This is a genomic window from Pseudarthrobacter siccitolerans, from assembly GCF_030823375.1.
GTDB lineage: Bacteria > Actinomycetota > Actinomycetes > Actinomycetales > Micrococcaceae > Arthrobacter > Arthrobacter siccitolerans_A.
In genome coordinates, this window is sequence record NZ_JAUSXB010000001.1 from 344,690 (window position 1) to 368,589 (window position 23,900).

28 protein-coding genes and 1 pseudogene are annotated in these 23,900 nt (G+C 62.8%); 16 read left to right on the top strand and 13 right to left on the bottom strand.

The genetic code is table 11. The features are described 5' to 3' along the window. The first annotated feature begins 4 nt into the window (after window positions 1-4). From QFZ36_RS01515 to QFZ36_RS01525, 3 genes are all read left to right on the top strand, one after another. Complete coding sequence (locus tag QFZ36_RS01515) at window positions 5-364, top strand: non-heme iron oxygenase ferredoxin subunit (protein WP_306633355.1); 360 nt, start codon at window positions 5-7, stop codon at window positions 362-364. A 79-nt stretch (window positions 365-443) separates the two neighbouring features. Beyond that, window positions 444-1,232: a Fe-S cluster assembly ATPase SufC gene (gene sufC, locus QFZ36_RS01520; protein ID WP_306633357.1), complete on the top strand. Its 789-nt coding sequence runs from the start codon at window positions 444-446 to the stop codon at window positions 1,230-1,232. Between the two features lie 15 nt (window positions 1,233-1,247). Continuing rightward, window positions 1,248-1,580: a metal-sulfur cluster assembly factor gene (locus QFZ36_RS01525; protein WP_306633358.1), complete on the top strand. Its 333-nt coding sequence runs from the start codon at window positions 1,248-1,250 to the stop codon at window positions 1,578-1,580. Window positions 1,581-1,705: 125 nt separating this feature from the next. On the opposite strand, the gene ypfJ is transcribed toward QFZ36_RS01525, so the two are convergent. Then, window positions 1,706-2,587 (bottom strand): KPN_02809 family neutral zinc metallopeptidase, encoded by an 882-nt coding sequence (gene ypfJ, locus QFZ36_RS01530; protein WP_306633360.1) that lies wholly within the window; start codon window positions 2,585-2,587, stop codon window positions 1,706-1,708. Window positions 2,588-2,646: 59 nt separating this feature from the next. On the opposite strand from ypfJ, the gene QFZ36_RS01535 reads away from it, so the two are divergent. Together QFZ36_RS01535 and QFZ36_RS01540 are read left to right on the top strand one after the other, a co-directional pair. Beyond that, on the top strand, window positions 2,647-4,053 hold the full coding sequence (locus QFZ36_RS01535) for a class I adenylate-forming enzyme family protein (RefSeq protein ID WP_306633362.1): 1,407 nt from the start codon (window positions 2,647-2,649) through the stop codon (window positions 4,051-4,053). Then, window positions 4,043-5,221: a thiolase family protein gene (locus QFZ36_RS01540; protein WP_306633364.1), complete on the top strand. Its 1,179-nt coding sequence runs from the start codon at window positions 4,043-4,045 to the stop codon at window positions 5,219-5,221. The genes QFZ36_RS01535 and QFZ36_RS01540 overlap by 11 nt, the downstream gene beginning before the upstream one ends. Window positions 5,222-5,237: 16 nt before the next feature. Here the strand turns inward: QFZ36_RS01540 and QFZ36_RS01545 are convergent, their stop codons facing one another. From QFZ36_RS01545 to QFZ36_RS01555, 3 genes are read right to left on the bottom strand one after another with little or no spacing between them, the layout of a single operon-like run. After that, window positions 5,238-5,861 (bottom strand): energy-coupling factor transporter transmembrane component T family protein, encoded by a 624-nt coding sequence (locus QFZ36_RS01545; protein ID WP_306633365.1) that lies wholly within the window; start codon window positions 5,859-5,861, stop codon window positions 5,238-5,240. Continuing rightward, window positions 5,858-6,589, bottom strand: a complete 732-nt coding sequence (locus QFZ36_RS01550) for an energy-coupling factor ABC transporter ATP-binding protein (RefSeq protein WP_306633367.1) — start codon at window positions 6,587-6,589, stop codon at window positions 5,858-5,860. Before QFZ36_RS01550 ends, QFZ36_RS01545 begins: the two co-directional genes overlap by 4 nt. 11 nt (window positions 6,590-6,600) lie before the next feature. After that, window positions 6,601-7,260, bottom strand: coding sequence for a biotin transporter BioY (locus tag QFZ36_RS01555; RefSeq protein WP_306633368.1), 660 nt, complete (start codon window positions 7,258-7,260; stop codon window positions 6,601-6,603). Window positions 7,261-7,455: 195 nt separating this feature from the next. Between QFZ36_RS01555 and QFZ36_RS01560 the strand changes: the two genes are divergently transcribed. Further along, window positions 7,456-7,794, top strand: a complete 339-nt coding sequence (locus QFZ36_RS01560) for a YciI family protein (RefSeq protein WP_306633370.1) — start codon at window positions 7,456-7,458, stop codon at window positions 7,792-7,794. A 136-nt stretch (window positions 7,795-7,930) separates the two neighbouring features. On the opposite strand, the gene QFZ36_RS01565 is transcribed toward QFZ36_RS01560, so the two are convergent. Continuing rightward, window positions 7,931-9,126 (bottom strand): IS3 family transposase gene (locus QFZ36_RS01565; protein WP_306633371.1). Its coding sequence is split into 2 segments (ribosomal slippage): window positions 7,931-8,859 and window positions 8,859-9,126, totalling 1,197 coding nucleotides; the frame shifts between segments, so codons are not numbered across the junction. A 331-nt stretch (window positions 9,127-9,457) separates the two neighbouring features. Between QFZ36_RS01565 and QFZ36_RS01570 the strand changes: the two genes are divergently transcribed. From QFZ36_RS01570 to QFZ36_RS20880, 3 genes and pseudogenes are all read left to right on the top strand, one after another. Continuing rightward, window positions 9,458-10,234 carry a hypothetical protein gene (locus tag QFZ36_RS01570; protein ID WP_306633373.1) on the top strand — a complete coding sequence of 259 codons (777 nt, stop codon included), beginning with the start codon at window positions 9,458-9,460 and terminating at the stop codon, window positions 10,232-10,234. Further along, window positions 10,234-10,971 (top strand): hypothetical protein, encoded by a 738-nt coding sequence (locus QFZ36_RS01575; protein ID WP_306633374.1) that lies wholly within the window; start codon window positions 10,234-10,236, stop codon window positions 10,969-10,971. The genes QFZ36_RS01570 and QFZ36_RS01575 overlap by 1 nt, the downstream gene beginning before the upstream one ends. Before the next feature lie 642 nt (window positions 10,972-11,613). Further along, window positions 11,614-11,826: pseudogene (locus tag QFZ36_RS20880) on the top strand (IS5/IS1182 family transposase); the annotation flags it as partial. A gap of 85 nt (window positions 11,827-11,911) precedes the next feature. Here the strand turns inward: QFZ36_RS20880 and QFZ36_RS01580 are convergent. Then, window positions 11,912-12,457, bottom strand: a complete 546-nt coding sequence (locus QFZ36_RS01580; protein WP_306633375.1) for a hypothetical protein — start codon at window positions 12,455-12,457, stop codon at window positions 11,912-11,914. A gap of 632 nt (window positions 12,458-13,089) precedes the next feature. Here QFZ36_RS01580 and QFZ36_RS01585 point away from each other — a divergent pair. Further along, window positions 13,090-13,434 carry a hypothetical protein gene (locus tag QFZ36_RS01585; RefSeq protein WP_306633376.1) on the top strand — a complete coding sequence of 115 codons (345 nt, stop codon included), beginning with the start codon at window positions 13,090-13,092 and terminating at the stop codon, window positions 13,432-13,434. A 305-nt stretch (window positions 13,435-13,739) separates the two neighbouring features. Here the strand turns inward: QFZ36_RS01585 and QFZ36_RS01590 are convergent, their stop codons facing one another. Further along, the gene (locus tag QFZ36_RS01590) at window positions 13,740-14,297 is read right to left on the bottom strand and encodes a DUF5067 domain-containing protein (protein WP_306633378.1); all 558 of its coding nucleotides are present in this window, start codon (window positions 14,295-14,297) and stop codon (window positions 13,740-13,742) included. A gap of 559 nt (window positions 14,298-14,856) precedes the next feature. On the opposite strand from QFZ36_RS01590, the gene QFZ36_RS01595 reads away from it, so the two are divergent. Next, complete coding sequence (locus QFZ36_RS01595; protein WP_306633379.1) at window positions 14,857-15,144, top strand: hypothetical protein; 288 nt, start codon at window positions 14,857-14,859, stop codon at window positions 15,142-15,144. A gap of 683 nt (window positions 15,145-15,827) precedes the next feature. Then, window positions 15,828-16,364: a hypothetical protein gene (locus tag QFZ36_RS01600; RefSeq protein WP_306633381.1), complete on the top strand. Its 537-nt coding sequence runs from the start codon at window positions 15,828-15,830 to the stop codon at window positions 16,362-16,364. A gap of 92 nt (window positions 16,365-16,456) precedes the next feature. Here QFZ36_RS01600 and QFZ36_RS01605 read toward each other — a convergent pair whose 3' ends face one another. Next, the gene (locus tag QFZ36_RS01605) at window positions 16,457-16,696 is read right to left on the bottom strand and encodes a hypothetical protein (RefSeq protein WP_306633383.1); all 240 of its coding nucleotides are present in this window, start codon (window positions 16,694-16,696) and stop codon (window positions 16,457-16,459) included. A 219-nt stretch (window positions 16,697-16,915) separates the two neighbouring features. After that, on the bottom strand, window positions 16,916-17,350 hold the full coding sequence (locus QFZ36_RS01610) for a hypothetical protein (protein WP_306633384.1): 435 nt from the start codon (window positions 17,348-17,350) through the stop codon (window positions 16,916-16,918). Window positions 17,351-17,537: 187 nt separating this feature from the next. Between QFZ36_RS01610 and QFZ36_RS01615 the strand changes: the two genes are divergently transcribed. Then, a complete protein-coding gene (locus QFZ36_RS01615; RefSeq protein ID WP_306633386.1) occupies window positions 17,538-18,155 on the top strand; it encodes an RNA polymerase sigma factor in 618 nt (205 codons plus the stop codon). A gap of 215 nt (window positions 18,156-18,370) precedes the next feature. After that, window positions 18,371-18,949: a hypothetical protein gene (locus QFZ36_RS01620; protein WP_306633388.1), complete on the top strand. Its 579-nt coding sequence runs from the start codon at window positions 18,371-18,373 to the stop codon at window positions 18,947-18,949. Window positions 18,950-19,480: 531 nt separating this feature from the next. Here QFZ36_RS01620 and QFZ36_RS01625 read toward each other — a convergent pair. The 4 genes from QFZ36_RS01625 to QFZ36_RS01640 form a co-directional block, all read right to left on the bottom strand. Further along, window positions 19,481-19,675 (bottom strand): hypothetical protein, encoded by a 195-nt coding sequence (locus tag QFZ36_RS01625; RefSeq protein WP_306633389.1) that lies wholly within the window; start codon window positions 19,673-19,675, stop codon window positions 19,481-19,483. A 61-nt stretch (window positions 19,676-19,736) separates the two neighbouring features. Continuing rightward, window positions 19,737-20,204 carry a hypothetical protein gene (locus tag QFZ36_RS01630; protein ID WP_306633394.1) on the bottom strand — a complete coding sequence of 156 codons (468 nt, stop codon included), beginning with the start codon at window positions 20,202-20,204 and terminating at the stop codon, window positions 19,737-19,739. Between the two features lie 884 nt (window positions 20,205-21,088). After that, window positions 21,089-21,379: an antibiotic biosynthesis monooxygenase family protein gene (locus tag QFZ36_RS01635; RefSeq protein ID WP_306633396.1), complete on the bottom strand. Its 291-nt coding sequence runs from the start codon at window positions 21,377-21,379 to the stop codon at window positions 21,089-21,091. 70 nt (window positions 21,380-21,449) lie between these two features. Next, window positions 21,450-21,971, bottom strand: coding sequence for a peptidase (locus tag QFZ36_RS01640; protein ID WP_306633397.1), 522 nt, complete (start codon window positions 21,969-21,971; stop codon window positions 21,450-21,452). Window positions 21,972-22,103: 132 nt separating this feature from the next. On the opposite strand from QFZ36_RS01640, the gene QFZ36_RS01645 reads away from it, so the two are divergent. Together QFZ36_RS01645 and QFZ36_RS01650 are read left to right on the top strand one after the other, a co-directional pair. Further along, window positions 22,104-23,399, top strand: a complete 1,296-nt coding sequence (locus QFZ36_RS01645) for an MFS transporter (RefSeq protein ID WP_306633398.1) — start codon at window positions 22,104-22,106, stop codon at window positions 23,397-23,399. Beyond that, complete coding sequence (locus QFZ36_RS01650) at window positions 23,359-23,733, top strand: ArsR/SmtB family transcription factor (protein WP_306633400.1); 375 nt, start codon at window positions 23,359-23,361, stop codon at window positions 23,731-23,733. The genes QFZ36_RS01645 and QFZ36_RS01650 overlap by 41 nt, the downstream gene beginning before the upstream one ends. The last annotated feature ends 167 nt before the right edge of the window (window positions 23,734-23,900 follow it).

Consider the following 23,900-nt stretch of genomic DNA (forward strand, 5'->3'; position numbering starts at 1 on the left):
ACAGATGACTGACCAGCCAAAGGGCGAGCTTGTCTGCAAGGTGGATGAAATCCAGCTGAAGCAGGCGCTGCGGATCCTGATCGACGACTACCCTGTGGCGATCGTCAAGGACTCCATGGGGGAGATCCACGCAATCGGCGATACCTGCTCGCACGCGGACATCTCACTGTCCGAGGGCGAAGTGGAGGGCTGCGCCATCGAGTGCTGGGGCCACGGCTCCCAGTTCGATCTGCGCACCGGCGAACCGCTGCAGCTGCCGGCCTATGACCCCGTGCCCGTGTTCGCCGTCGAGATCAGGGGCGACGAGGTCTACGTGGACTTCACCCACAGCCTTAACGGCGCCGAAGCCCCCAACTTCAGCTAGCACCACAGAATTACGAACCAACTTCCAGACAGAGACCGCACCGCAGCCGCCAGGCACGGTGCAGAGGAGAACAAGACATATGTCTACTCTTGAGATCAAGGACCTGCACGTCAGCATTGAGACGGAGCAGGGCACCAAGGAAATCCTGAAGGGCGTCAGCCTGACTATCCGGACCGGCGAAACCCACGCCATCATGGGCCCCAACGGCTCGGGCAAGTCCACGCTGGCCTCCACCATCGCAGGCCACCCGCGCTACAACGTCACCAGCGGCTCCATCATCCTGGACGGCGAAAACGTCCTGGAAATGAGCGTTGACGAGCGTGCCCGCGCCGGCGTCTTCCTGGCCATGCAGTACCCGGTGGAGGTCCCCGGCGTGAGCATGACCAACTTCCTGCGCACCGCCAAGACCGCCATCGACGGCGAAGCCCCCAAGCTGCGTACCTGGACCAAGGACGTCAAGGCTGCCATGGAGCAGCTGCGCATCGATGCCGACTTCGCCCAGCGCAACGTCAACGAAGGCTTCTCCGGCGGCGAGAAGAAGCGCGTGGAGATCCTCCAGCTGGAACTCTTCAAGCCCAAGTTCGCCGTCCTGGACGAGACCGACTCCGGCCTGGACGTTGACGCGCTGAAGGTCGTTTCCGAGGGCGTCAACCGCGCACACGCGGACGGCAACATGGGCACCCTGCTCATTACCCACTACACCCGCATCCTGCGCTACATCAAGCCTGACTTCGTACACGTGTTCGTCGACGGCCAGGTTGTCGAAGAGGGCGGCCCCGAGCTTGCCGACCGCCTGGAAGAAGAAGGCTACGACCGCTACGCCAAGGGTGCCGGCGCTGCCGCTGCCCCCGCCGCGGCACAGGCCTAGTAAGGACTTTTCGCCATGACCGAAATCAACGTGTCCCGCACGAGCCTTGAGGACGTCGAAGAGGCCCTGAAGGACGTGATCGATCCCGAGCTCGGCGTCAACATTGTGGATCTCGGGCTGCTGTACGGCCTGAAGTACTCCGATGACGACGGCGCGCTGCTGATCGATATGACCCTGACCACCGCTGCGTGCCCCCTCACCGATGTCCTCGAGGAGCAGGTGGGCAAGGCCCTGGACGGTGTTGTCGACGACTGGCGCCTGAACTGGGTTTGGATGCCGCCATGGGGTCCGGAGCGGATCACCGACGACGGCAAGGACCAGATGCGGGCCCTCGGCTTCAACATCTAGGTCCCCACCGCCTCCCTGAGCTCGCTTCGCTCGGCCAGGGAACCCTCGGCGGCGGAGGCCCCTTTGGGAATACGACGGCGGGTCACCTTCCACATGGAAGGTGACCCGCCGTCGTCGTTCCCGCGTCAGAGGTTGGGCGCTGAGAAGGTGTCGCACTGGTTGATGTCGCCTGTCTGGTAGCCCTGGTAGAACCACCGCTGGCGTTGTTCGCTGGAGCCGTGCGTCCAGCCCTCGGGGGAGACCCTCCCCGTAGCCGCTTGCTGGATCCGGTCGTCGCCTACTGCTGAGGCGGCCGAGAGGGCGTCGTTGATGTCCTGCTGCGTCAGCTGTTCCAGGTAGGGCTGCCCGGTCTTCGGGTTGGGGGTGGTGGAAGCGTATTTTGCCCAGAGCCCCGCATAGCAGTCTGCCTGCAACTCGGTGCGGACAGAGCCGGATTCCGGTCCTTGGGGATCCTGCTGGGCCCGGTCCAGGTTGCCGAGGACGTTTTGGATATGGTGGCCGAATTCGTGGGCCACCACGTACTCCTGCGCCAGCGGGCCGCCGGAGGAACCGAACCGGTCCACCAATTCCTGGAAGAAACCGGGATCGAAGTACGCGGTGGTATCAGTGGGGCAGTAGAAAGGGCCCACCTCAGTGGTGGCCGCACCGCAGCCGGTGTTGGTGCCGCCGGCGAAGATCACGGCCTCCGGCCGCGGGTACTGCACGTTGTACTGCTGCAGATATCCGGGCCAGAAGGCGTTCAGGCTGTTCACGGTTCCGGTGATGCGGCAGTCCGCCCGGGCATCCGCGTCGGCGCCCGTTTCGCAGGCCGGCGCTGTGCCCTGGCTTTGTGGCGCCTGCCCGGCGCCTGCCAGCCCCTCGAGCAGTTGCGGATTTACGCCCAGGAGCGTGGCGATGAGCAGGATGAGCCCGCCGCCGATGCCGCCACCTACCTTCACTCCGCGGCCCATGCCGCGCCGGTCCTGGACCTGTGACGGATCCAGCTGCACATTGTCGTTGAAGCTCATGAAGTCACAATACCCGCGGGCTCAGGCTTCAACCCGTGCCCGCCAGTAAAGTTGATTCGATGCCTTTCCTCAACCAAATCCAGCGCTGGGCCGAAGAACGGCCGCACGACACCGCCGTCGTAGTCGCCGGTCAACGCCTCTCGTGGGCGGAGCTCCGCGATGCCGCCGCCGGCATGGTCTCCGACACGAAGGCTGTCACGTCCCTGTGCGAAGCCAACTCGGTGGACTTCGCCGTGAAGTTCGCCGCCGCGGTTGCCGGCGGGCGCCAGTGCGCCGTCCTTGATCCGGCCTGGCCTCAGCCTCTGCAACAGGACATTGTCCGCCGGGTCGAGTCGTCCGCCCAGCCCGCGGCTGTGTCCCCGGACGATGAGCTGGCCGACGGCGGGCCGGAGGCCACCTTCCTGATTGGCCTCACATCAGGCACCACCTCTGTCCCGAAGGCCTTCACGAGGTCGCGGCAGTCCTGGCAGGAGTCGTTCAAGGCTTCGATTGATTTTTTCGGGCTGGGCGCGGACGATGTGACGCTGGCGCCGGGCCCGCTGGCGGCGAGCCTGAACCTGTACGCCCTGTCGGAGTGCCTCTATGCGGGTTCGGAATTCCAGACCCTCGAATCGTTCGACGTCGGTGACGTCCACGCGGCCATCACGCACGACCGGGTCACCCGGCTGGTACTGGTGCCCACCATGCTCAGGATGCTCAGTGAACGTGGAATGACAGGATGCGTGGATGCATCCGGTGTCCGCACCATCATCTGTGCGGGGTCCAAGCTGGACGCGAGGACCCTGGAAGCTGCCCGCCGCTGGGCGCCCAATGCCACGATTTTTGAATACTACGGTGCATCCGAGCTCAGCTTCGTGTCCGGTGCAGGCCTTCCCGCCGGCGAGGCTGCGGAGCTGGGCGGGACCGGCATCGGCTGGCCTTTCCCCGGGGTGGACGTCAGGATCCTCGACGACTCCGGCGAACCCCTTCCGGACGGGGGTGCCGGCAACATCTGCGTGCGCAGCGGGATGGTCAGCAACGGCTACCTCTGGGGAGACGACGGCCAGGCCCTGAGGTCCTTCGACGGCTGGTTCACTGTGGGGGACCAGGGCTACCTGGAAGCCGGGGAGCTGCATATCCTGGGCCGCCGCGCGGACATGATCCTTACCGCCGGCAAGAACGTCTACCCGCATGAGGTGGAGCTGGCACTGGCCGCCGTGCCCGGGGTGGCCGCCGCGATCGCCGCCGGGATGCCGGACGACCTGCGCGGCCAGCGCGTGGTGGCGGGCATTGTTCCGTCCGCCGGTGCTGTCACTGCCACCCAGCTGAAGGCGGGGCTGGAGAGCATCCTGGCCCGCGACAAGTGGCCGCTTCAGTATTATGCGGTCACAGAGCTGCCCACCACGGACCGGGGCAAGGTCAGCCGGAACCTCTTGCTGGACTGGATCAGCGCGGGAGATTCCAGGATCCGCAGCCTTGGCACCTGAACTCCTTCCGCCGGACCGCCAGCCCGTGATCATCGCAGCCCGGCGCACTCCCGTCTGCCGGACCAATGGGGCGTTGCGGAAACTCCGCGCCCATGAGCTTCTGGCCCCCGTCCTGCGGGAACTCGTGGCGGATCCCGGGATGGAGCCGGCTGCCGTCACCGACGTGATCATCGGCAACGCCGTGGGCGGCGGTGGAAACGTGGCACGGCTCGCATTGCTGGAAGCCGGCCTGCCGGTCAGCGTGCCCGGCCTCACGGTGGACCGCCAGTGCGGTTCGGGACTGGACGCCATAGTCCTCGCGTCGGGCCTGGTGGCCGCGGGCGGCAACCCGCTGTTCCTGGCCGGGGGAGTGGAGAGCACCAGCACCGCACCCTTGCGGGCGCACCGGAACGACGACGGCGTGCCGGAGTTTTACCGGCGGGCCCAGTTTGTGCCGGCGGGCTTCGGCGACCCGGACATGGGTGTGGCCGCAGAAACGGTGGCGCAGAAGTTCGGCGTCGGCAGGGACCGGCAGGACGCGTTTGCCCTGTGCAGCCACGAGCGGGCAATTGCCGCAGCCGAGGCAGGACATTTCGACGACGAAGTGGTTCCCCTCGCAGTCAACAACGGCACTGTTGCCGCCGACGACGGCCCGCGCCGCGGGCTGACCGCTGCCGTGATGGCGCGGTTCCCGGCCGCCTTCGTGGACGGGGGAACTGTCACCGCCGGCAACTCCTGCTTCGACGCGGACGCTGCCTCCGCCGTCGTGATCACTTCGCTGAAACGCGCCCGGGAACTGGGTGCGCCGGACGGATTGCTGGTGCTGGGCACCGGTACCGCCGGGGTGGAGCCCGAGGTCCTCGGCATCGGTGCGGCCACCGCCGCACGGAACGTACTGGCCGCTTCCGGCGTGACTGCGGATGACCTTGACCTGGTGGAATTCAATGAGGCGTTCGCGTCGCAGACGCTGGCCTGCCTTGATGAGCTGGGCATTGATCCCGGGCGGGTAAACCTCGACGGCGGCGCGCTGGCTCTGGGCCACGCGTATGGTGCGTCGGGGGCTGTCCTCGTGACCCGGCTGCTCGCCCAGGCCCGCAGGAAGGGAATCCCCGGAGGCCTGGCGTTGGCCATGATCAGCATCGCCGGCGGCATGGGAACCGCCGCGCTGCTGCAGTACGAACGCTTTTAGCCGCTTCTCGCCGGCTTCAGTCTTCCGCCTCGCCCAGGCCGCGGGCAGCGAGCGCCTCGCCGGTCTGCCGGGCGAAGGCCACGGAGGTGATGAACACGGGCAGGATCAGGGCCCGCGGATTGCGCTCCAGTCCCCGTGCCCGCGCGGAATCGCGGACGTCCGCGAAGGTGCCGGCAATATAGGGGATGCTACGCAGCATAATGCCAATGGTCAGGGCGAACCGCTCGGGATCGGCCCCCAATCTCTTGAAGGGCGCGGCCGCCTTGACCACGCCGTCCAGGAGCTGTTGAACCCGGGTGGTCGCGGTGAGCAGCGATGCCGCCACCACACAGACGAGGATGTTCAGAACGATCCTTGCCGCTGTTGGTGCGCCGAGCTGCCACCACTGGAAAAGTCCGATCACCAGCAGGACGGCGGCAAGTGGCCGGATGGCGCCCCACAACCGTTTAGGACCGGCGCCGGTGAGCAGGAAAAGGCAGCAAAGCCCTGCGAGTACCGCGCCGGAGATGAGCCAGTCCTGGATGATGAACGAGGCCAGGCCGCAGCCGAAGACCAGCAGGAACTTCAGGGCCAGCGGTGAGCGGTGGACCAGGGAGTTTCCCGGCACGTAGTTGGCCAGGAGGAAACCGTGGCCCCTCATCGTGTGCCCGGTTCCGTGGGGTGAAGGCCGTCCATGCAGAGGGTGCGGTAGGCCGCCACAGCCTCGGCCGGGGTGCCGTCGAACACCACCCTGGCGTTCTCGATGACCAGCACGCGGTCCATTTCCAGGGCGAGGTCAAGGTCGTGGGTGGACATAATGATCTGCTGGTCCAGCCCGGCCAGGGTCCTGCGGAGGAGCTCGCGGTTGCGGAGGTCCAGGAGGGTGGAGGGCTCATCCAGCACCAGGACTTTGGGGTTCACTGCGAGCACGGCGGCGAGGGCCATCAGCTGCCGTTCGCCGCCGGAGAGCTCATAGATGCTTTGGTCCGCCAGGTGCAGGAGCCCCAGGCGCTGCAGCGCTGCCTCGGCCTGGCTCCGCCGCTCGGTGCCGCTCTTCACCGAGCGGCGGAGGGAGAGTTCCACATCCTCCCTGCCGGTAGGCATCACCAGCTGGGACAAGGGATCGGTGAAGACGAAGCCCACGTTCCGGCGTACCCTGCGCACGGCATTGACTGTATCGTCGCCGTCGACCGTTACCCTGCCCATGGTGGGCTGGATGAGGCCGTTGACCAGGCGCAGCAGTGTGGACTTCCCGGAGCCGTTGGCGCCGATAACACCGACGCGCCTTTCCGTGAGTTGCACGTTGACGGCGTCAAGGAGGACTTTGGGCTCCGGCGCGTTATCGGTTTCGACGGCGACTGTTACCTGGTCAAAGGTCACTGCGGGCATAGCGGGCGGTCCTAGGCCTTGATGGTCTTGGCGGCGGCGGTTTTGGCGGCGGTGCGCCGGACGCGGCGAACCAGGATGTCCGGGAAGGCGCGGTGGAGGGCGACGGCGATGACCGCGGCGAGAATGTTCTTGACGATGTCGCCGGGGTAGAAGACGAGGTCGCTCAGGAAGGCCTGCTCAAGGGTAGCCTTGGTGTTCAGCGCGATGCCGGCGACGCCCAGCGAGTGGACCACCATCACGCTGGTGACCGTGGCGGACAGGAACAGCCACAGGGCGCGGGCCCTGGTGGTCCGGCGGATCACCACGATGGCGAGCCAGCCGACGAGGCCGGCGGCGATGGGGAAGGCGATGATGTAACCGGCTGAAGGGCCTGCGAGGATGCCCAGCCCGCTGCGGCCCTGGCTGAAGATGGGTAGGCCCGCGAGGCCCAGCAGGGTGTACAGGCCGACGGCGGCGAAGCCCCTTCCGGGGCCAAGGACCAGGCCGGTGAGCATCACCGCGAGGGTCTGGAAGGTGATGGGGACGCCGAAGCCGTTGACCGCGAGCCCGGGCACGAGGGCTGCGCCGGCAACGAGGGCGGCGAAGACGGCGATCAGTCCGAGGTCCGTGGCGTTCCAGCGGCGGCGCCCGCTGTTCAGGGTGTTGGTGACGGCGGTGTCGGTGTTGCTCATGGTGGTCCTGTCGGGGTTGTACAAGCGGAATCTAATGTACTGCCGACGTTACCGGCGTGCGACGGCCCCTATTTTGTAGGGGGCCTACTAAAGCCCGGAGCTGGGGCTGACGGCTGGGCACAACTCCGTCGCTTCTCCTCCCGCCATTGGTTCCAACCGTTGCTGGCGGGCCTGCCGGCGTGGCACGATCCAGCTATGACCAAATACCTGATCTCCTTCCCGAGTGAGGCCTTGGTGCTCACCGACGAGGAGTTCCCCATCGTCTCCGCCGATGCCGCCGCTGTGATCAAGGAGGCGAAGGCTGCCGGCGTCCACGTATTCGCCGGCGGGATCAACGAGGACGCCGATCCCGTTCTGGTCTCGGCCGACGGGTCGGTGAGCACCGGGACCTATCCGGGCTCCAGGCTCAAGGGCGGGTTCACGGTGCTGGAGCTGCCGACGCGCGAGGATGCGGTCGAGTGGGCGAGAAAGATTGCGGTGGCCTGCCGTTGCCCGCAGGAGCTCCGCGAGTTCGCGTACGACCCGGAGAGCTAGCTGGAAGGTCAGCGAGTTGGTCGATTTCGCGTCAATGGCCATGACGTTTTGGAACGCCGTGGTGACTCACTCTCATGAGGCCTCCCCATGTGTCTCGTAACTAACGTGGGGTTACCCGCAAATCGTGGACAGTGGATCAGGCGGCTTGTGCCGGCTGAAGTTTATTGCTGGTGAGGAACTGTTCGTGTTCCACCGGCGTGGTGTAGCCCAGGGCTGAGTGGAGTCGAGAGCGGTTGTAGAACTCCTCGATCCAGCGTCCGGTTTCCCGGATCGCGTCCTGCCTTGTTGTCCACCGGCGCCGGTCGTAGAACTCGGTTTTCAGGGTCGACCAGAAGGACTCCTGCATCGCGTTGTCCCAGCACACGCCTGTCCGCCCGACCGACTGCCTAATACCCAACCCGGAGCAGACGTCGTTGAGCTGGGCGGAGGTGTACTGGGTGCCGCGGTCTGCATGGAACACCACCCCGGCCGGGCCGCCGCCGCGCAGGACGTAGGCCATGCGCAGCGCCCGCTCCACCAGGCTGGTGATTTGGGTGGAGTCCATCGCCCACCCAATCACACGCCGGGAGCAGGCATCCCTGACAGCACACAAATACACCCACCCTTCACCGGTGCGCAGGTACGTGATGTCCGAGATCCAGACCGCATCCAGCTCGCCAGTGTCCCACTTTCTGGCCACCAGATCAGGGATCGAATGCACCCGCGCCTCACCGATCGGCGCTACCGGGCGGAACCGCCGTGGCGAGATTCCTTCCAGGCCTTGCCGACGCATCGACGCGGCCACAGTCTTCCGGTCAACACCGGTCCCGTTCCTGGCCAACGCGGCCTGCACCCTGGGCGCCCCGTAGATCCCGGTCGAATCCCGGTGCACCCGCCGGACCTTCGCATCAAGTTCCGCCCGCAGCACGGCCCGCTCCGACTCCTCGGAGCTTCGTCGGCGCCAGGCGTAGAACCCGGACCGGGACACTCGCAAAAGCCGGGCCATCCGCTGGACCGGGTAGTTAGCCTTCTCGGCCTCCATCAGCTCGAAGCATTCCGATTCTGCTGCTTGGAAGCGAAGAAGGCTGCGGCTTTTCCCAGGAACTCGTTATCCATCCGCAACTGCGCGTTCTCCCTGCGCAAACGCTCCAGCTCAGACTTCTCCGTCTCAGCCGCAGCGAACTCCTCGGGAGCCTCCAGCCGGGCCCGTTCCTGAGCCACCCACCGGCCAAGCAACTGCTCACCCAGACCCAGCTCCCGGGCCACCGGCGCGACCGGCCGGCCCGTATCGATGACAAGGCGCGCAGCCTCCCGCCGATACTCCGGAGTGAATTTACGTCGTGTCGTGCTCACAAGAACACCTTCCCGCAGAATCCCAGGATCCCGCTACTTCAGGTGTCCACCAACAGAGGTTAACCCCAAACGGTGCAGACAGAGATTCAGCTAGAGGGTTGCGAGACATAGTTACGAGAATGGGCCGGTCGCGGACGAACTCTACGTATTCCACGAAATTTCGGCACGGCCGCGACGGCTGTCGGCGGGTCCGGTGGGACGCCTCGTATGCCAAGGGTTTCGAGACGAAACTCTTGGGAACCAACAGCTCCTCCATTACTTGACGCGTCTGGGAGTGGCCCATCCGTGATTGCGTATGGACTCGACTCTGGCGGCGGGTGTACTTTCAGCTGTGGAAGGTTTCACCCACCCTTCTGACGCCGGCCGCGAGCTACGCGTGAGGGCGTACGGTTCGGATCACGACATCGATGGTGATCCTCGGGCTCTCGCGAGGTTGCGCGAACTTGAGGCTGCGCACCTCGCCGACGTCGAACGCCGGGCGGACGCCCCCGCGAGCGAAAGCTCGGCCGGTACGGAAACCGTGAAAGCGGCGGTTCCCGCCGTCGCCTTAGCTGAAGCTCAGGGGTCGCCGGAGCCCGGACGGGCGATCGCGCCGCTGTCGCAGCCAGTAAAGGAAAGCTCGTTGCAGTCGCTCCTGCGACGCGCGATGAGGACGTGGTGGGGTCGCCTCGCGCGGGTGGCTGGCATGCTGGTAGTCGCTGCCGCCATCGTCGTGGCGGCCTTCCTGATATCCGCGCCACGACCCGACGCTACCTTGCGTCTGACGGCGGTCGAGGCTGACGAGCAGGTCCGCACCCTGGTGACCTCCGCGGAGCGAGCTGGCAGGTACGAAATCGACCCCTCAACGCTCCGCGCATACGGGTCGTACCATGGCTTCAATGTCTGGTCCGGCGTGAATGCTTTCGGCTCTCCGTGTCTCGTGGCCGTGCACCGGGCATTCGACTACCTCTCAAGAGCGCGCTGCGCTCCGTTTCCGGCAGACCTCATTGTGGACGTCTCTTCGTCCGGCGACGGACTCGACATACCCACCGGCGACGGCATCATTAGGTTCATACGTCGTGGCGACACGGTGGACGCCTACGTCTACCTCTTGCCAGAGGCCGACTGATGGACACATCCTCACAGCCCTCAGACGATAAGCGTGAACTGGATGCGCTCCGCAGGAGGGCGTATGGTCCGAATCCCGATATCCAGACTGACCCCGCTGCGCTGGCAAGGCTGGAGGAACTGGAAGCAGCACGCAAAGCGGTCCCGCCCGACGCCGCGGACACCGGCCTCGGCGAACCTGCTGCAGCCGCGGATGGCGCGCCCAGCCCCGATCCCGCCTGGACTGCGCCGCGCGAGGGCACGCCGCAGTCGCTTTGGCGTCGTCTTACTGCTACACGTGCCCGCCGCAGCTCGTTAGTGGCCGGCGCGCTGGTGGTCTTTTTGGCCCTCGCGCACACCATGGCGTCCCTCGTCGGACAGCCGCGTCCCGATGCCATACTGCAACCAATCGCAGACGAGGCAGAGAACGCGGTGTTCAAGACGCTGAGCTTCTATTCATCGAACGCCGATGAGTCCACTATTCGCGGCTACCAGCCGTATCGGGGAGGCCAGCCGGTGTTCCACATGGACAGGCGGGGCTACCAGTGCTTAAGGATTTTCGGACCAGGTTACGGGGAGCCTAACCCAAATTGCGTACCGCCTGGGGTGGATCTTTTTGCTGACGTTGGTACGTGGCCGTTGCAGAACCACGACTTTATTGAAGGTGTCCCAGGTCTCCCAGACGGGAGCATCGCCCGGTTCCACTACCGCGGACACTCGGTGGACGTCTTCCTCTACCCGGCGTCAAAAGCCGACTAAGGCTCGGACCCCGGAGCCTTGGTCGCGAGCACAACGCGTGCCAGACCCAGGCGGGCCGCTCACCAACTACAGTGCTGCTTTGGCCGCATGGGCGGCGGCAAACCATCCCGATATCGACTCGATGGAAATGAACAGACATATCTTGGACAAACTGATCATCGATCACCGATAAGCCGCACCGATGATTGACGAAGAACTCAGCGCAGCGCTGGCGGCTTACCGCGATGCGTGGGAACAGTACCGAAAACAACCGCCACACAAGCCTAGTGAGATGCCGACACCAGAAGATCTATTCTTAGCGAATTTCGGCACCGAGCGAGGTCAGACGTTTTTGCCCACCATTCACGCACTACACGCCGAAGCGCAGCGTGTATCCGATCCAGGCGGACCTCTCGGCAACTACTCCAACGCCCTCGCTGCCTGGGCGGATACCCATCCGGAAGTTGACCGCCAGGTGTTGCATCGACTCATACGTGAACTGCTCTGGGGGCCAAATAAGTCCCCGCGAGACAAATGTCGTGCCAATGCCGTAAGAAGATCCCTCACGTACAACCGAGCTAGTCCCTCCGCGGAGGGTCTCATAACCTGTGCGCCTCAAAACCCAAGGCATATGAGACAAGGCGTATGTCGATCTGCCAGCCTCAGCCCCGGGTCCCGGACCGGACCGTGTTCGATAAACTGGTGCAGGTGCTCGGGGCCGCCTACGAGAAGATCGCCGACACGAAGTGCCCGGCCATCACTTTCCGACGCTGGCGGGACAAGTGGATCAATGCTGGGGTCTTCGAGCAACTCGAGCAGTTGTGCCTGGAGGCCTACGACCACATCGTCGGCATCGAATTCGCGGACCTGGCCGTGGTGTTAACGCCGACCGAGAAGTTCACGATTGTCAGCACGGCTCGGCCGTTGGGTTTCCTCCGGTGCCGACACGCCGGTCTAGTGCTCAGTCCTTGTCGTTCTCCAAGAAGTTGCTCACGTAGGTATCCGCGTCCATGCCGAAGATCTTGGCCTGCTCGCGATGTTGCCAATTCAGTTCGCTGTGGTCTCCGTACCACTCGTGCTGCATCTGCCGACGAGACTTGAACTGGAAGTCGTCGTGGTCGGAGTCGCGAGTCCGCTCCCGTCTGCTCGCGTATCCAATGCTCTCGAGGTACTCGTCGACCGCATGTAGCGCGTCCTTTTTCACCCGGTCTGCTGCAAACGCCGACTGAAACGTAAATGCGATGCTCAGAAGGCACCCGAGCATGAACGCGGTACACATCGTGGCGCCAATGCTGAAGGTTATTCCGTACATCGCGCCACCCACCGTCGCAGCGACGACGATGCCGATGTTCCAGACGATGACGTAGACCAGGCGGGCGCTCCGGAGACCGCGGACGGCGCCGGGTGCCATTGTTGCGTACGAGGTCGCAATATTCGTCAGGCGCTTATACTCGACCAGTTCTGACCGATGCAACAGGCTCGTGTCGATTTCCGCTCGCTTCGGCAAATGTGTCCCTATTCGATTGGCCGACGACCGGCCGGTCTCTCCGGCTGATCACCGGTGGCACTATTCTTTGCTATGTGCGGCGTCATGGACAAGCTGGACCGCACAGGTTCTCGATGGGCGCGGACATTTCCGTACGGCCTCCTGGGCGGTGGCGGCACGTAGAGCCTGTTCCTAAACCTGTAGGCGGTGCCGTGGGGCGGCCGGCATCCGGCCGTGGGTTGTCATTACTCAGGACATGTCAACGCAAGGTCTTGATGGGATCGCGTTAGTGACGAAGCGGAGAACTAGTGGCTAGGAGGAATGAGATGGACCGAATTCGTAAGACAAACACGTCTGAGTTGCTGGTCAGAATTAGGCGCCACCCTATAATCTTGGTTCTCAGCGCCTTAGTAGTGGTTGCTACAGGAATTACTTCTTTTCTAGCGATTCCAGCCGCTGTTAGATCTGCAATGCCAGATCCGCCGACCCCGGTGATTTTTGAGGAGCAAGATTTAGGCGTTCAGACTAATTCTCGATACGGATTCAGTTTCACCGTCCCACTTACCTGGGCCCGTCAAGACCCAGGCAATTCGGATGGCTACTCTAATATCGACCCGCACAACGCGCTTGTGGGCCTTCGTGCGTATGGAAGCATGAGCCTGACTGACTCGATCGATCAAGAGATGGAGCAGCGCCGCTCGCTTTGGGAGAAGGATGGATCCGAAGTCAAGCTCTTTCAGTACGCAGGACTGATTGTCCATACGATTAGCGGCGATCAGGCAAGCAAAGAGGATGCACCGGGCTGGATTTACAGCTATACCGGTAAAGTAGGACTTGAAAACGTCACTGTAGTAGGCCGTGCGGTTGCCGATTCCGGCCGATATGTGTTCGTCGAAGCTCAGGCTCCCTCCGGAGAGTTCTCTCGGTATGAAACATCATTCGAAAAACTCCTTGCGCGTCTCGTCGTTTACTCAGACTGTGCTTCATGCGTTAAGTAGCCAAGATCAGTTGCATACGATCGCCGGTCTGGGCCAGTGCTTTCTCGCAACGACACGGTAAGCATCTGCACGCCCGTCCCTTACGGAGAACTTGGGTCATCATTGATCGGTCTTCTGACCGACGTGTGTTCTTCAGGGAATACGACGAGGAACATCGCCGGGAGCCAACCTCGCTGGGTCTGCAGCCCTTGTTTCGTATGTCGACAGGCCACTTAGGGCATATCGACATGGGAAGCAGAATCCCGCTTTGTCGAACTCCAACGGCAATGTTTCACGAAATCCTGTCCCAGGGAGCGCGGTCCGTCCTACTGGAGCTTGTAGCTTGTCTTACCGATTTCGGTTACACCCAAGTCGGTTGATGCAACGAGATCCACGGGAGTTATTTCGTCGTCGAGTTCATAGGCGATCGCGTTTTCGACGGTTCCGCCGTTCTTGACTTTTTCCATCTGCGTCTCCAAGAACCTGTCATCGGGAAGCCCACCAACCTCAAGCTTGTTCTCAGCATTAGGATTGTTGTCTTGGTATGCCGTGAGGTTGAACATGAAATTCATTGGACTGACGTCCTTTGCGCTCAGGTTCGTAATCGTGTACCAAAACGCTATGACGGGCTTTTTGCCGTACTCATTGCCCTTCGCGCCGACCGCAAGGACCTTGTGGTCGGTGATCGCAATTTTCAGGTCCGGAGTGATGAGTACACCGTCCTTGAAGGACGAGGCGCTTGCCGGCGCCGCAGTCGGCGTGACACTCGCCTCGTTCGACGAACTCTGTGCATTGGATTCCTTGCTTTCGGCCGCCGTTCCACCGCACCCGCTGAGAACGATAGCAATCGATGCGGCCGCAATCAGTACCAAAGACTTCTTCATTAGATCCTTATTCCCCAAGGCTTGCCAATGCAAGCAAATAATTGACAAACAGTAAGCCTACGGGCTCGATCCTAAAATCCGGACTTGTTTCAGTGGTGCGGTACCGGAACGCGATCACCTGGGTGGAGACATGCCGAGTGATTTCGGTCCTTAGCAGACGATTTGGAAGCGGCACCGCCCCGCTAAGGCGGAGATGGTCCATTGACAACGTTCTGGCCGAGTTGCTGCGCCAAGGTCCGCCCTTCTCATCCGGGAAAGAGACCGAATTCCTCTGTGATTCACAGTCGTCCCGGTCCTCGGTCGATGAGACGCCTTGTATCCCTAGAGTTTCGAGACTGCAGCACGTCCCAGATAAGGCGCCTCGCGGATAAGCTCACCGGGCTGGGCATACGGGAACGGTGAGAAGGACCTAGCCACGCCATGACCAGTCGAGCCAGCTGGGCCTTGGTTGACCGGTTATCGGGATGGCTTCGAAAACCGGCCCTGCCGACTGCAGCGACCCCAGAAACGACGCGATGGCCCGGACCCTTCTTGCATCCCCTGCCGTAATAATTGAGCCATGGACGACCAAGAACTGAATGCGGTGCTGAAACGCTACAGCGAGGCCTGGAGTCGGTACATGTCCCCTCCGGCTGTAATGCAGGGCGAAAAACCGGCGCTCTCGGCGCAGGCGCAAGTAGCCATCAACAAGCTGCGGGCCGAAGCGAACCGCGTGCCAGACCCAGGCGGGCCGCTCACCAACTACAGTGCTGCTTTGGCCGCATGGGCGGCGGCAAACCATCCCGATATCGACTCGATGGAAATGAACAGACATATCTTGGACAAACTGATCATCGATCACCGATAAGCCGCACCGATGATTGACGAAGAACTCAGCGCAGCGCTGGCGGCTTACCGCGATGCGTGGGAACAGTACCGAAAACAACCGCCACACAAGCCTAGTGAGATGCCGACACCAGAAGATCTATTCTTAGCGAATTTCGGCACCGAGCGAGGTCAGACGTTTTTGCCCACCATTCACGCACTACACGCCGAAGCGCAGCGTGTATCCGATCCAGGCGGACCTCTCGGCAACTACTCCAACGCCCTCGCTGCCTGGGCGGATACCCATCCGGAAGTTGACCGCCAGGTGTTGCATCGACTCATACGTGAACTGCTCTGGGGGCCAAATAAGTCCCCGCGAGACAAATGTCGTGCCAATGCCGTAAGAAGATCCCTCACGTACAACCGAGCTAGTCCCGCCGCGGAGGGTCTCATAACCTGTGCGCCTCAAAACCCAAGGCATATGAGACAGGCAGTTGCCAGTTGACCCCCGTTCAGCCTGCATGCTCACCGTACGGGGTAAACGTACATTGTCCGAGGGAATCCGGCTGCAGCGGATCGGAGGTGTAGAGCGGTGATGGACCCGCTTACGGGACTCTGCGAACTTGTCCCAAGGCAATTGCCCCGCTTGGGTGCGAACAGGTCCTCCTCCAATTGCATTGACGGATTTTCCGCGTCTTCCCGCTCAAAGCAACGTATGGTGTGGGCATGGAAGACATGGACACCACCGGTGACCGGACTCCGGAACAGGTTTTGGAACTGATCACCTTGGTCGAGTCGTCCGGCTGGCCCACCACGGAAGCCGAGCAAGCCGACTACTTTCACATGCTTGGACTGCGGCAGCTCCCCGGAGCCCCACAGAAGGGAGTATCACCGGCAGTCGTCGGAGGGGTAATCACCGATTCTGCATCGACCACTCCAGTCGGCTCCTGGATGACACACAAGGGGGAACTGGTTGGGATTAGCCTCTTCTTCCAGCAAGAGCAGCGCAGTCCAGCCACGCGGACTTTAGATTTATTCAGCTCCATACACTCCCTGGTTCACGCTAAATTCGGAGAACCACTGGACGACTCGGTCCAACCAGGCGGCAACGCGTCTGCCCTATGGAAGGTCAACGGAACAGGTATTGAGCTCTACAGGCACGTCAACCCACCCATAGCCGTCCAAGTCGGACTCAACAACCTTGAGCGCACGTCAGCTGTGGAACGACTGGCGGCTACCGGTAACCAATACCTGCGTCCTTAGAGGAAGTCATGGCTAAAGAGGCGACAGCTTGTCACCGGGGTTTAGCCTGTCCGTAAGCCGATCCTCAACCGAACACCGCAGCGTCGCTCGGTTTACTTCGATTGGAAGTAAATGGTCTTTGTGGTCGCGTCTTCGACTGCAGGCTTCCCGTAGATCAGTGCATACCGGGAGTACGGCTCTAGCTGATCGTCTTTGGACGTATAGTGATCCTCCCAGCGGAGGAAAATCTCAAAGGGATTTCCTCCTGCTTTGCTTCTTGCCCATGCGATAACGTCCGTGACTTCTCTGGCATCGGTGATGTCCCATTCATCAACGAGCCAGGCGAAACTCATGGCCGGCGGTGGAAACCAAAGACGCACTCTGTAGCTTGGCGGTAGATCGTCACCTCCGACGGAGTCATCTGGAGCAGCTCGCACAATTCGCATAGGCCCGAGCCTACGCCGCGAAGTCGGAAGCAGGTGGCCGATGCACCATCCTCATACGGGACAGTGAGTTACGGGTGTCTCATAACCCCAATGCCTCGAATCCCTAGTGATTCGATGCAGGACCGGCTAATGGGACTCTAACCGGCCAGCTGCAGTAGTGGGGTAGAGAACGTCCTTGCGTACCGCCCAACGGCCGATGGCTGCCGCTGCGCCTACGGTTGACCAAGGAATCAACATCAAGGGCTGCCAGCCAAAACCTAAGACGCTGCCCAACAGCCAGAACGAGAGGGTCGGCACGGCAAAGAAGGCTCCAATGTGGATCCATTGATTCCTGACCGGACGCAAAAGGTAGGCCAATACCCAGGCCAGTGGAGCCGCGAAAACCAGGGCCACTCCGAAGCCATAAAAGATCGCCGTTCCCAAAAAGCCCCATACGTGGCCAAGGTTAGTCCCGTTCCTTAGCGCGGGAACGCCAAAGAATGCCGCAACCACGATCAGTAGAACGCCTATCCAGAGTGAGGTTGCAATCAGCCAGCCTTTGATAAAGCCGTAGGCATCCAAGACAATCCTGTGCGGTTGAACCGCCTGCGGATGCACCTCGTCCCCAACGCCATGGACCCAGCCTAGCTGCAAGCAAAAAGTCCGAGGGGATTGGGAACAAGGACCGATTGAGGTTTCGCCAAAAGATTTTCTGAAAAGCTCTCTTGATTCTGTGTAACCTTTTCTACTGTCCCGGACAATACAGGGCATGGGGAACCTTGAGAGTGACGAGGAGAGCCTTTGGTCCCGCAGCCTGAGCGGCGACGGCGAGGCGTTTGGTGTGCTGTACGACAGGCATCGGGACCGAGTGTTCCGTCATGCTTACCGGCTCGCGGGGAACCATCACGACGCCGAAGACGTCATGGCGGCCGCCTTTCTTGAGCTGTGGCGGCGGCGCGCCAAAGTCCGTGTAGTGGATGGGTCTATCCTTCCCTGGCTGCTGGTTACGACGACGAACATGGCCCGCAATAACGGCCGTTCCGCCCTCCGCTATCGGAAGCTGCTGGACTCGCTGCCGCGCACCGAAGAGTCTTCACTGCCCCTGGAGACTGACTTCTTTGCCGGCCGCCAAGAGATCCTGGACAAGGACTTCTCCCACGCGCTGGGCACGCTCAACGCCACGGACCTGCACCTGGTAAGTCTGGTCGTTTTCGAGGACTACCCCCTCACTGCCGCAGCAGCCGTTTTGAACATGACTCCCGGCGCGGCCAAGACGCGCATGCACAGGGCGAAGCAACGGATGAAAGCTGCGCTCTGTGGCAATAGCGGCGCGGGCGCTCCTGCCCGCAGCCAAGCAACTTCAGTTTTGGAAGGAGAACGGTCATGAACCAGTTCCATGTCGATGACCGGTTCAGCAACGCACTAAGGGCAGAACTGGTTTCACAGGTCGCTAAGGAAGCACCGGCTGCGAAACGGAAGCACAGCAGGGTGTGGCTTGGTTCCGGGGCGCTGGCCGGAGCAGGACTGCTTGGTGTTGGAGCGGCAACGGCAGGGCTTTTCTTGATGCCTGGAGGGGAAAAGGTGACACCGTTGGCATCGCCCGTGACCACCACCTACACCGGCACAGCAACGGTTGAGCTGGGTAATCCCCCTGAGGGAACCACGGGGATTCAAATAGAATTCTGGTGCCTGACCCCTGGTTGGTTCGAGTTTCCGGACGGCGCAGCCAGTAACTGCTCGGAGGAGGATGCGGCAAGCGACAGACTGGGTTGGAGCGGCTACACCATCAGCCTTGCCCCTGGCCAGGACAGTGTCACGATCAAAACTGACCCCGAGGCCCGCTGGCGGCTCACCGCCAAGTATGTGAAGCAGGAGCGGACACCGCTGGGTGTCAATGCCAAGGGTGAAACCTACGGAGTCGATAGCCCAGAAAACGGAGCCCCCGACCTGATCGCTGTAATGGCCACCAATGGGCAATCAGGGTACGCCTACGCCCGCGACCTTAACGGAGGCCCGATGCCCACGAGCCCGGAAGATGCCGTCAAGAACTTCAACACCCCACGCCCTCCACGCGAGATCCCCGTGTTCCTAAGTGACGGCGAAACCAAGGTCGGAGTCTTCATGGCGTCAGGCTCTGGAGGCGGAATACCCGCCTACCCATCCCCCTCTCCAAGGCCATGACAGGACGCCCAGGCAAACGAAACGAGCCAACGCTTACTCACGGTCGTGACTGTCCCTTAGATGGTTCCTCTTACGAGACCGCGGACTCGCAACGTAGAGCAGATGTCTCATAACCCAGGCGCCTCAAATCCCTAGTGTTGTGAGACGCCGGGGGGTTGCAGTTGGGATCATCACCGTTTGAGCGATGGTCCAAAGCGCTGCTGCTGCGGCTGGGCTAAAAGGGAAGGCGGACGTCGAAATCGTCAGGGGACCGGCCTGTCAGTTGAGCCGCTTGTTGCTTGACCTCGTCGGTTATCTCACCCAGGTTCTGCGACGTAGCAGTCAGTGCTGGAGCTCAACGACTCCAACCACCAGCTGCCCGTCGGCGGCACTGACTATGTAAGCCGTCAGCCGCACTGAGCACCCCCTTCTTAGTCTTTGTTTCTCAGGCTACAGCGCCGACTTCATCATCAGTGTTGGCGCGCCTGCTTGAAGAGCTGAGTGAGCAGTCAGTTAGTGGACGGTCGAGACTGGGCCGGATGTCTTGACAGCTCAGCGGGCCCTGCGGCGGCTTTCTTCGACGCCTGTTTCGTACCAGAAGATGGCACACGGTTCCGGGACAGGAGTATCAAGGTTCCGGTAAAGGGCGTCCAGCAGTCCTGCGAGTTCTTCGTTGGACAAGCCGGAGATGATCGCTTCCGGCCCTCTGGGGTCGTTGATAACCCTGAAAAGTCGCGAGTCCGTCATCACCGGCTCTTCTGATTTCGCTGCGCCATCGCCCTCTGGCTGCGTGCCCAGCAGGGTCCCCCTACATCCGCCCCGCGGTAAGGTCTGGGTCAGCATCAGGACCCGCGCTGCCGGTCTCCTGCACGCTTGCGGACGACAAAGGCCCCTCGCCGGGCGACTGCATGGAGCGCCACACGCCTACCCCGGCTGCGATCGTGGCAAGCAGGCCGCCGATCCACCACCACTTCCGCACCGACCGCCCAGCCTCTACCGGAACGGGATCCACCACATCAGCTGCGGCTTTCGGTCCGACACGCCTTAAACGTTCCTGAACCCGCGGAGTCAGTGTCTGCACGCCGCCCGCAACCTCGTCAGCCAGTCTGCGCAATACTTCTTGGAGGCGCGGGGACGCAGTCTCAACGCCGGTATCCAGCCCGGCCACAGCTCTTTGCAGCGCAGCATGCACCCCAGGGGTGGCCCATTCCCTGCCCTTTGCCAAATGAGCCATGAGGTTCTCAGAAAGACGGTGGACCTGCTCTGTTTCAGTCATGCGTTCTGCCGTGCGCATGGGTGCCTCCTGTGTGCGATGGATGCCCATAGCCTACGGCCGGCAGCACCACAGAAACAGGCCACTATCGCTAGCGTTCCACAACCTAGGAACCGGGACCGTCTGCGCCAGACACCTCAAACACGGCCATCGCCAGCTGAACCTACTCGAGGACCCCTCCGGCAACGCCCTCAGGAAATCCGGGGACGATGTGTGGCTGCAATTGAGGCGAGGTCACGAATTAGCCGCTGGACCTCATGTTCCCGACGCGCGGAAGGCGTAGTTTGCTGCACGCCAGAGGGTCTTGCCAGACGTGTCCTGGGAGGCGCGGGAACAGGCGCCAGGCTCCTGGGCGGGGGCACCGGCAACACTTCCCCAGCCGCAGCCTGAACACGTCTGCCCATGGATCCCCCTTGACCTGATCGTTCCGGGGAAGGTCCCCCGGCGTTATCGATAGGGACACTCTAGGAAGCGCCGGGATGAGGCGGAAGGGACTCCGCCCATCATCGGGACGTATTGTTTGAATCTTGAGGTTCCCGACGGCGCGGAGTAGCTATCCCTGGCCCCTGAGGCTGGGTTGTGAGGAGCTGGCGACGGCTGGGGGGAGGTATTCGCGGTCTCAGACGAACACCCTCGCCGCCAGCTCCGGTCACGAGCGTAGCGGTGCTTTCCTGCTGTGCGCCCCAGTAACCGGTACGCATTTCGCAAAGCCGGGAAATACTTGCCGCCAGCTGCAACAGCACTCCCCGCCGTGTTTCCTGCCTATCCAGCGTGGTGTCTCGAAACCTTGCTGCCTCGGGATACGGGACACGCCGCTTCCTGTGCTTAGAAAAATGATGGCGGCCTTCCTTGCTGGAGGGCCGCCATCGGTGAGCAGAGAGCGTAAATCAGAATTCGACGGTTTCGAATTCGAGGAGGTCGGCCCCCGTTGCCACGGGTGAGCGATCGCCTCCGTGGTGTTCGCCGGCCTTGCCGGTCCGCCAGTTTTGATAGTCCTCTTTGGTTGACCAGGTGCTGACGACGAAGTAGCGATCCTCGCCCTTAACCGGGCGGAGCAACTGGAAGCTTTCGAATCCCGGCTGCCCGTCGACAGCGTGTGCGCGGCCGGCGAAGCGCTGCTCGAGCTCGGGGCCCTTGCCTTCGGGGACGTGGATGGCGTTGATATTCACAACAGACATGGTGTTCCTTTCATGATGGGGTTGGGTCAGCGCCGGGGGGCGCTTCTTCTGCAGAACGAGCGGACTTTTACTAAAGATTCGACAGGCCGGTTCCGGCGTCATCAAGGCATGGGGAGCGCTTGCCGGTGGGGACCCCGGTGGAGCGAAGGCAGGTACATTGAGGCCCTTTCACGGCCGGGAGTGAGGTCCAGACGAAGCGCTGCATTTTGTTGTAGAGCCCGAAGTCAAGGATGGCTCCGTTGAGCTTAGGCGCGAGGTCTTGGCTGACGCTGACCTCCACTCCGGAGCCGATGGGTCCGGGATCACTTTGATCCGCCCCTCCTGGCTGCAGTTCGCACCGGAGGGGTTTGCGGGGCAGGGTCCGGGAGAAGTACAGGCCTTGCTTCCGGCACCCGCCGGGGCCCAGGTAGCAGTGCAGCGTTCCGCCGAATACCACGATCATTTCCACGGCTGCATCGGTGAGGAAAAACCGGCCATGGCCCGGGACCTCAGCGACAGTGAGGGCGGGTGGCGGGCTCTCGTCGCCTGCCGGGTGCCCGGGAACGTAGGCAGGCGCAGCCGCCCAACCGGCTTTTTGGCGTTTAGCAGCCATCGTCGAGGCCCCGGAGGTTCGTCTCGGTGATCATCGCAAAAGCCTTTCAGCATGGTTGTGGGAACGCGGCGGTTCATGTGTAATCTTATTATGTGCATAGTCGTGCACATATGCACTTGAGCGGGTGTCGGGATGTTGTCGGTTTTGCGGAATGTGACGTACAGGCGCTTGTTCGCGGCGCAGGTGGTCGCGTTGCTGGGCACGGGCTTGTTGACGGTGGCGTTGGGGTTGTTGGCCTTTGACTTGGCGGGCAAGGACGCCGGGGCGGTGATGGGCACAGCGTTGACGATCAAGATGTTCGCGTATGTCGGGTTCGCGCCGGTGATCAATGCTTTGGTGGCGCGTTTGCCGAAGAAGCCGGTGCTGATCGGCGCTGACCTGATCAGGGCGGCGATGGCGTTGTGTCTGCCGTTCATCACCGAGGCGTGGCAGATCTATGTGGTGATTTTCCTGCTGCAGTCCGCCTCGGCCACGTTTACACCGGCGTTCCAGTCCCTGATCCCTGCCGTGCTGAAGCAGGAGAAGGACTACACCCGGGCGTTGTCGCTCTCCCGTCTGGCTTATGACCTGGAAGCCCTGGTGTCGCCGGCCATCGCCGCCCTGCTGCTGGGGGTACTTAGCTACAACAAGCTGTTCCTTGGCACGGTCGGAGGCTTCCTGTTTTCCGCGCTCATGGTCATCATGACTGCCCTGCCGGTGACCGGGACACCGGCTGGTGCGCCGTCGTCGTTGTGGCACCGCACCACGCTGGGCGCCCGGATTTTCTGGCGGAACCGGCGGTTGCGGTCCCTGCTGGCCCTGAATCTGGTCGTGTCGGCGCCGACCGCGCTGGTGCTGGTGAACAGCGTCGTGGTGGTCCGGGAAGTCCTGCGCCGGCCGAATACCGACCTGGCCCTGGCACTGGCATGCTTCGGCATCGGTTCCATGCTGGTGGCCCTGGGCGCTCCGCGGCTGCTGGAACGCCTCGGTGACCGGGCCGTGATGCTGACCGGCGCCGCCCTCATCCCGGCTGCCCTGGCCGGGGCAACGGTGCTGCTGTTCCTGCCCGCCGGTCCTTCGACCTGGTGGTGGCTGCTCGGGCTGTGGTTCCTGCTCGGCACCGGGAACTCAACCATCCTTACCCCGTCATCACGGCTGCTGCGTGATGCGTCCACCGAGGAGACCCGGCCCTATGTGTTCACCGCCCAGTTCTCCCTCTCCCACGCCTGCTACATCGTCAGCTACCCGCTGGCCGGCCTCGCCGGGGCGGCGGCCGGGCTCGGCCCGGCTGCGCTGGCCTTGACACTTCTTGCGATGATAGGGGCTGCAGGAGCATTCCTGTCCTGGCCCCGGCACACCCCGGAAACCATTGAGAACGCCGGGACCATCGAGAGTTTGGAGCAGGGTGATGAGCAGTCAGCCGGACCACGCGGCAACGCCAGCCGCTGAGCCTTCCCTCGTCCACAACGTCGCGCCGGGCCCGCAGTTGCTCGAAGCAGCCGCCGGGACCCTGCGGATGCTCGCCGAACCCACCCGTCTGCACCTTTTGTGGCAGCTCGCTGACGGGCCCAAGACCGTCACCGAACTCACCGCCGCGTCCCCGGTCCCACGGACCGTCGTCAGCCAGCACCTGGCCAAACTCCGGCTCAGCGGCCTGGTCGATACCCGCAAAGACGGCCGGCACGTCATCTACTCCCTGCACGACGGCCACCTGATCCGGCTGATCCGTGAAACCATCAACCACGCCGACCACCGGCTCACCGGCGAACCCAGCCACGACTAATCGCGTGCCCAGAGTCCAGCCCCCGCCCGGGGAGCCGAGCCATAAAGGCAGCGCCAGCTCCCTGCCGGCGCCCCTGACGCTCCCGCGCGCGCTCACCGTCACCGGGCTCATCCTCGGCCTCGCAGCCGCAGCGCACACGGCCGGCGGCGGGCGCCTTCCGCCCGCCC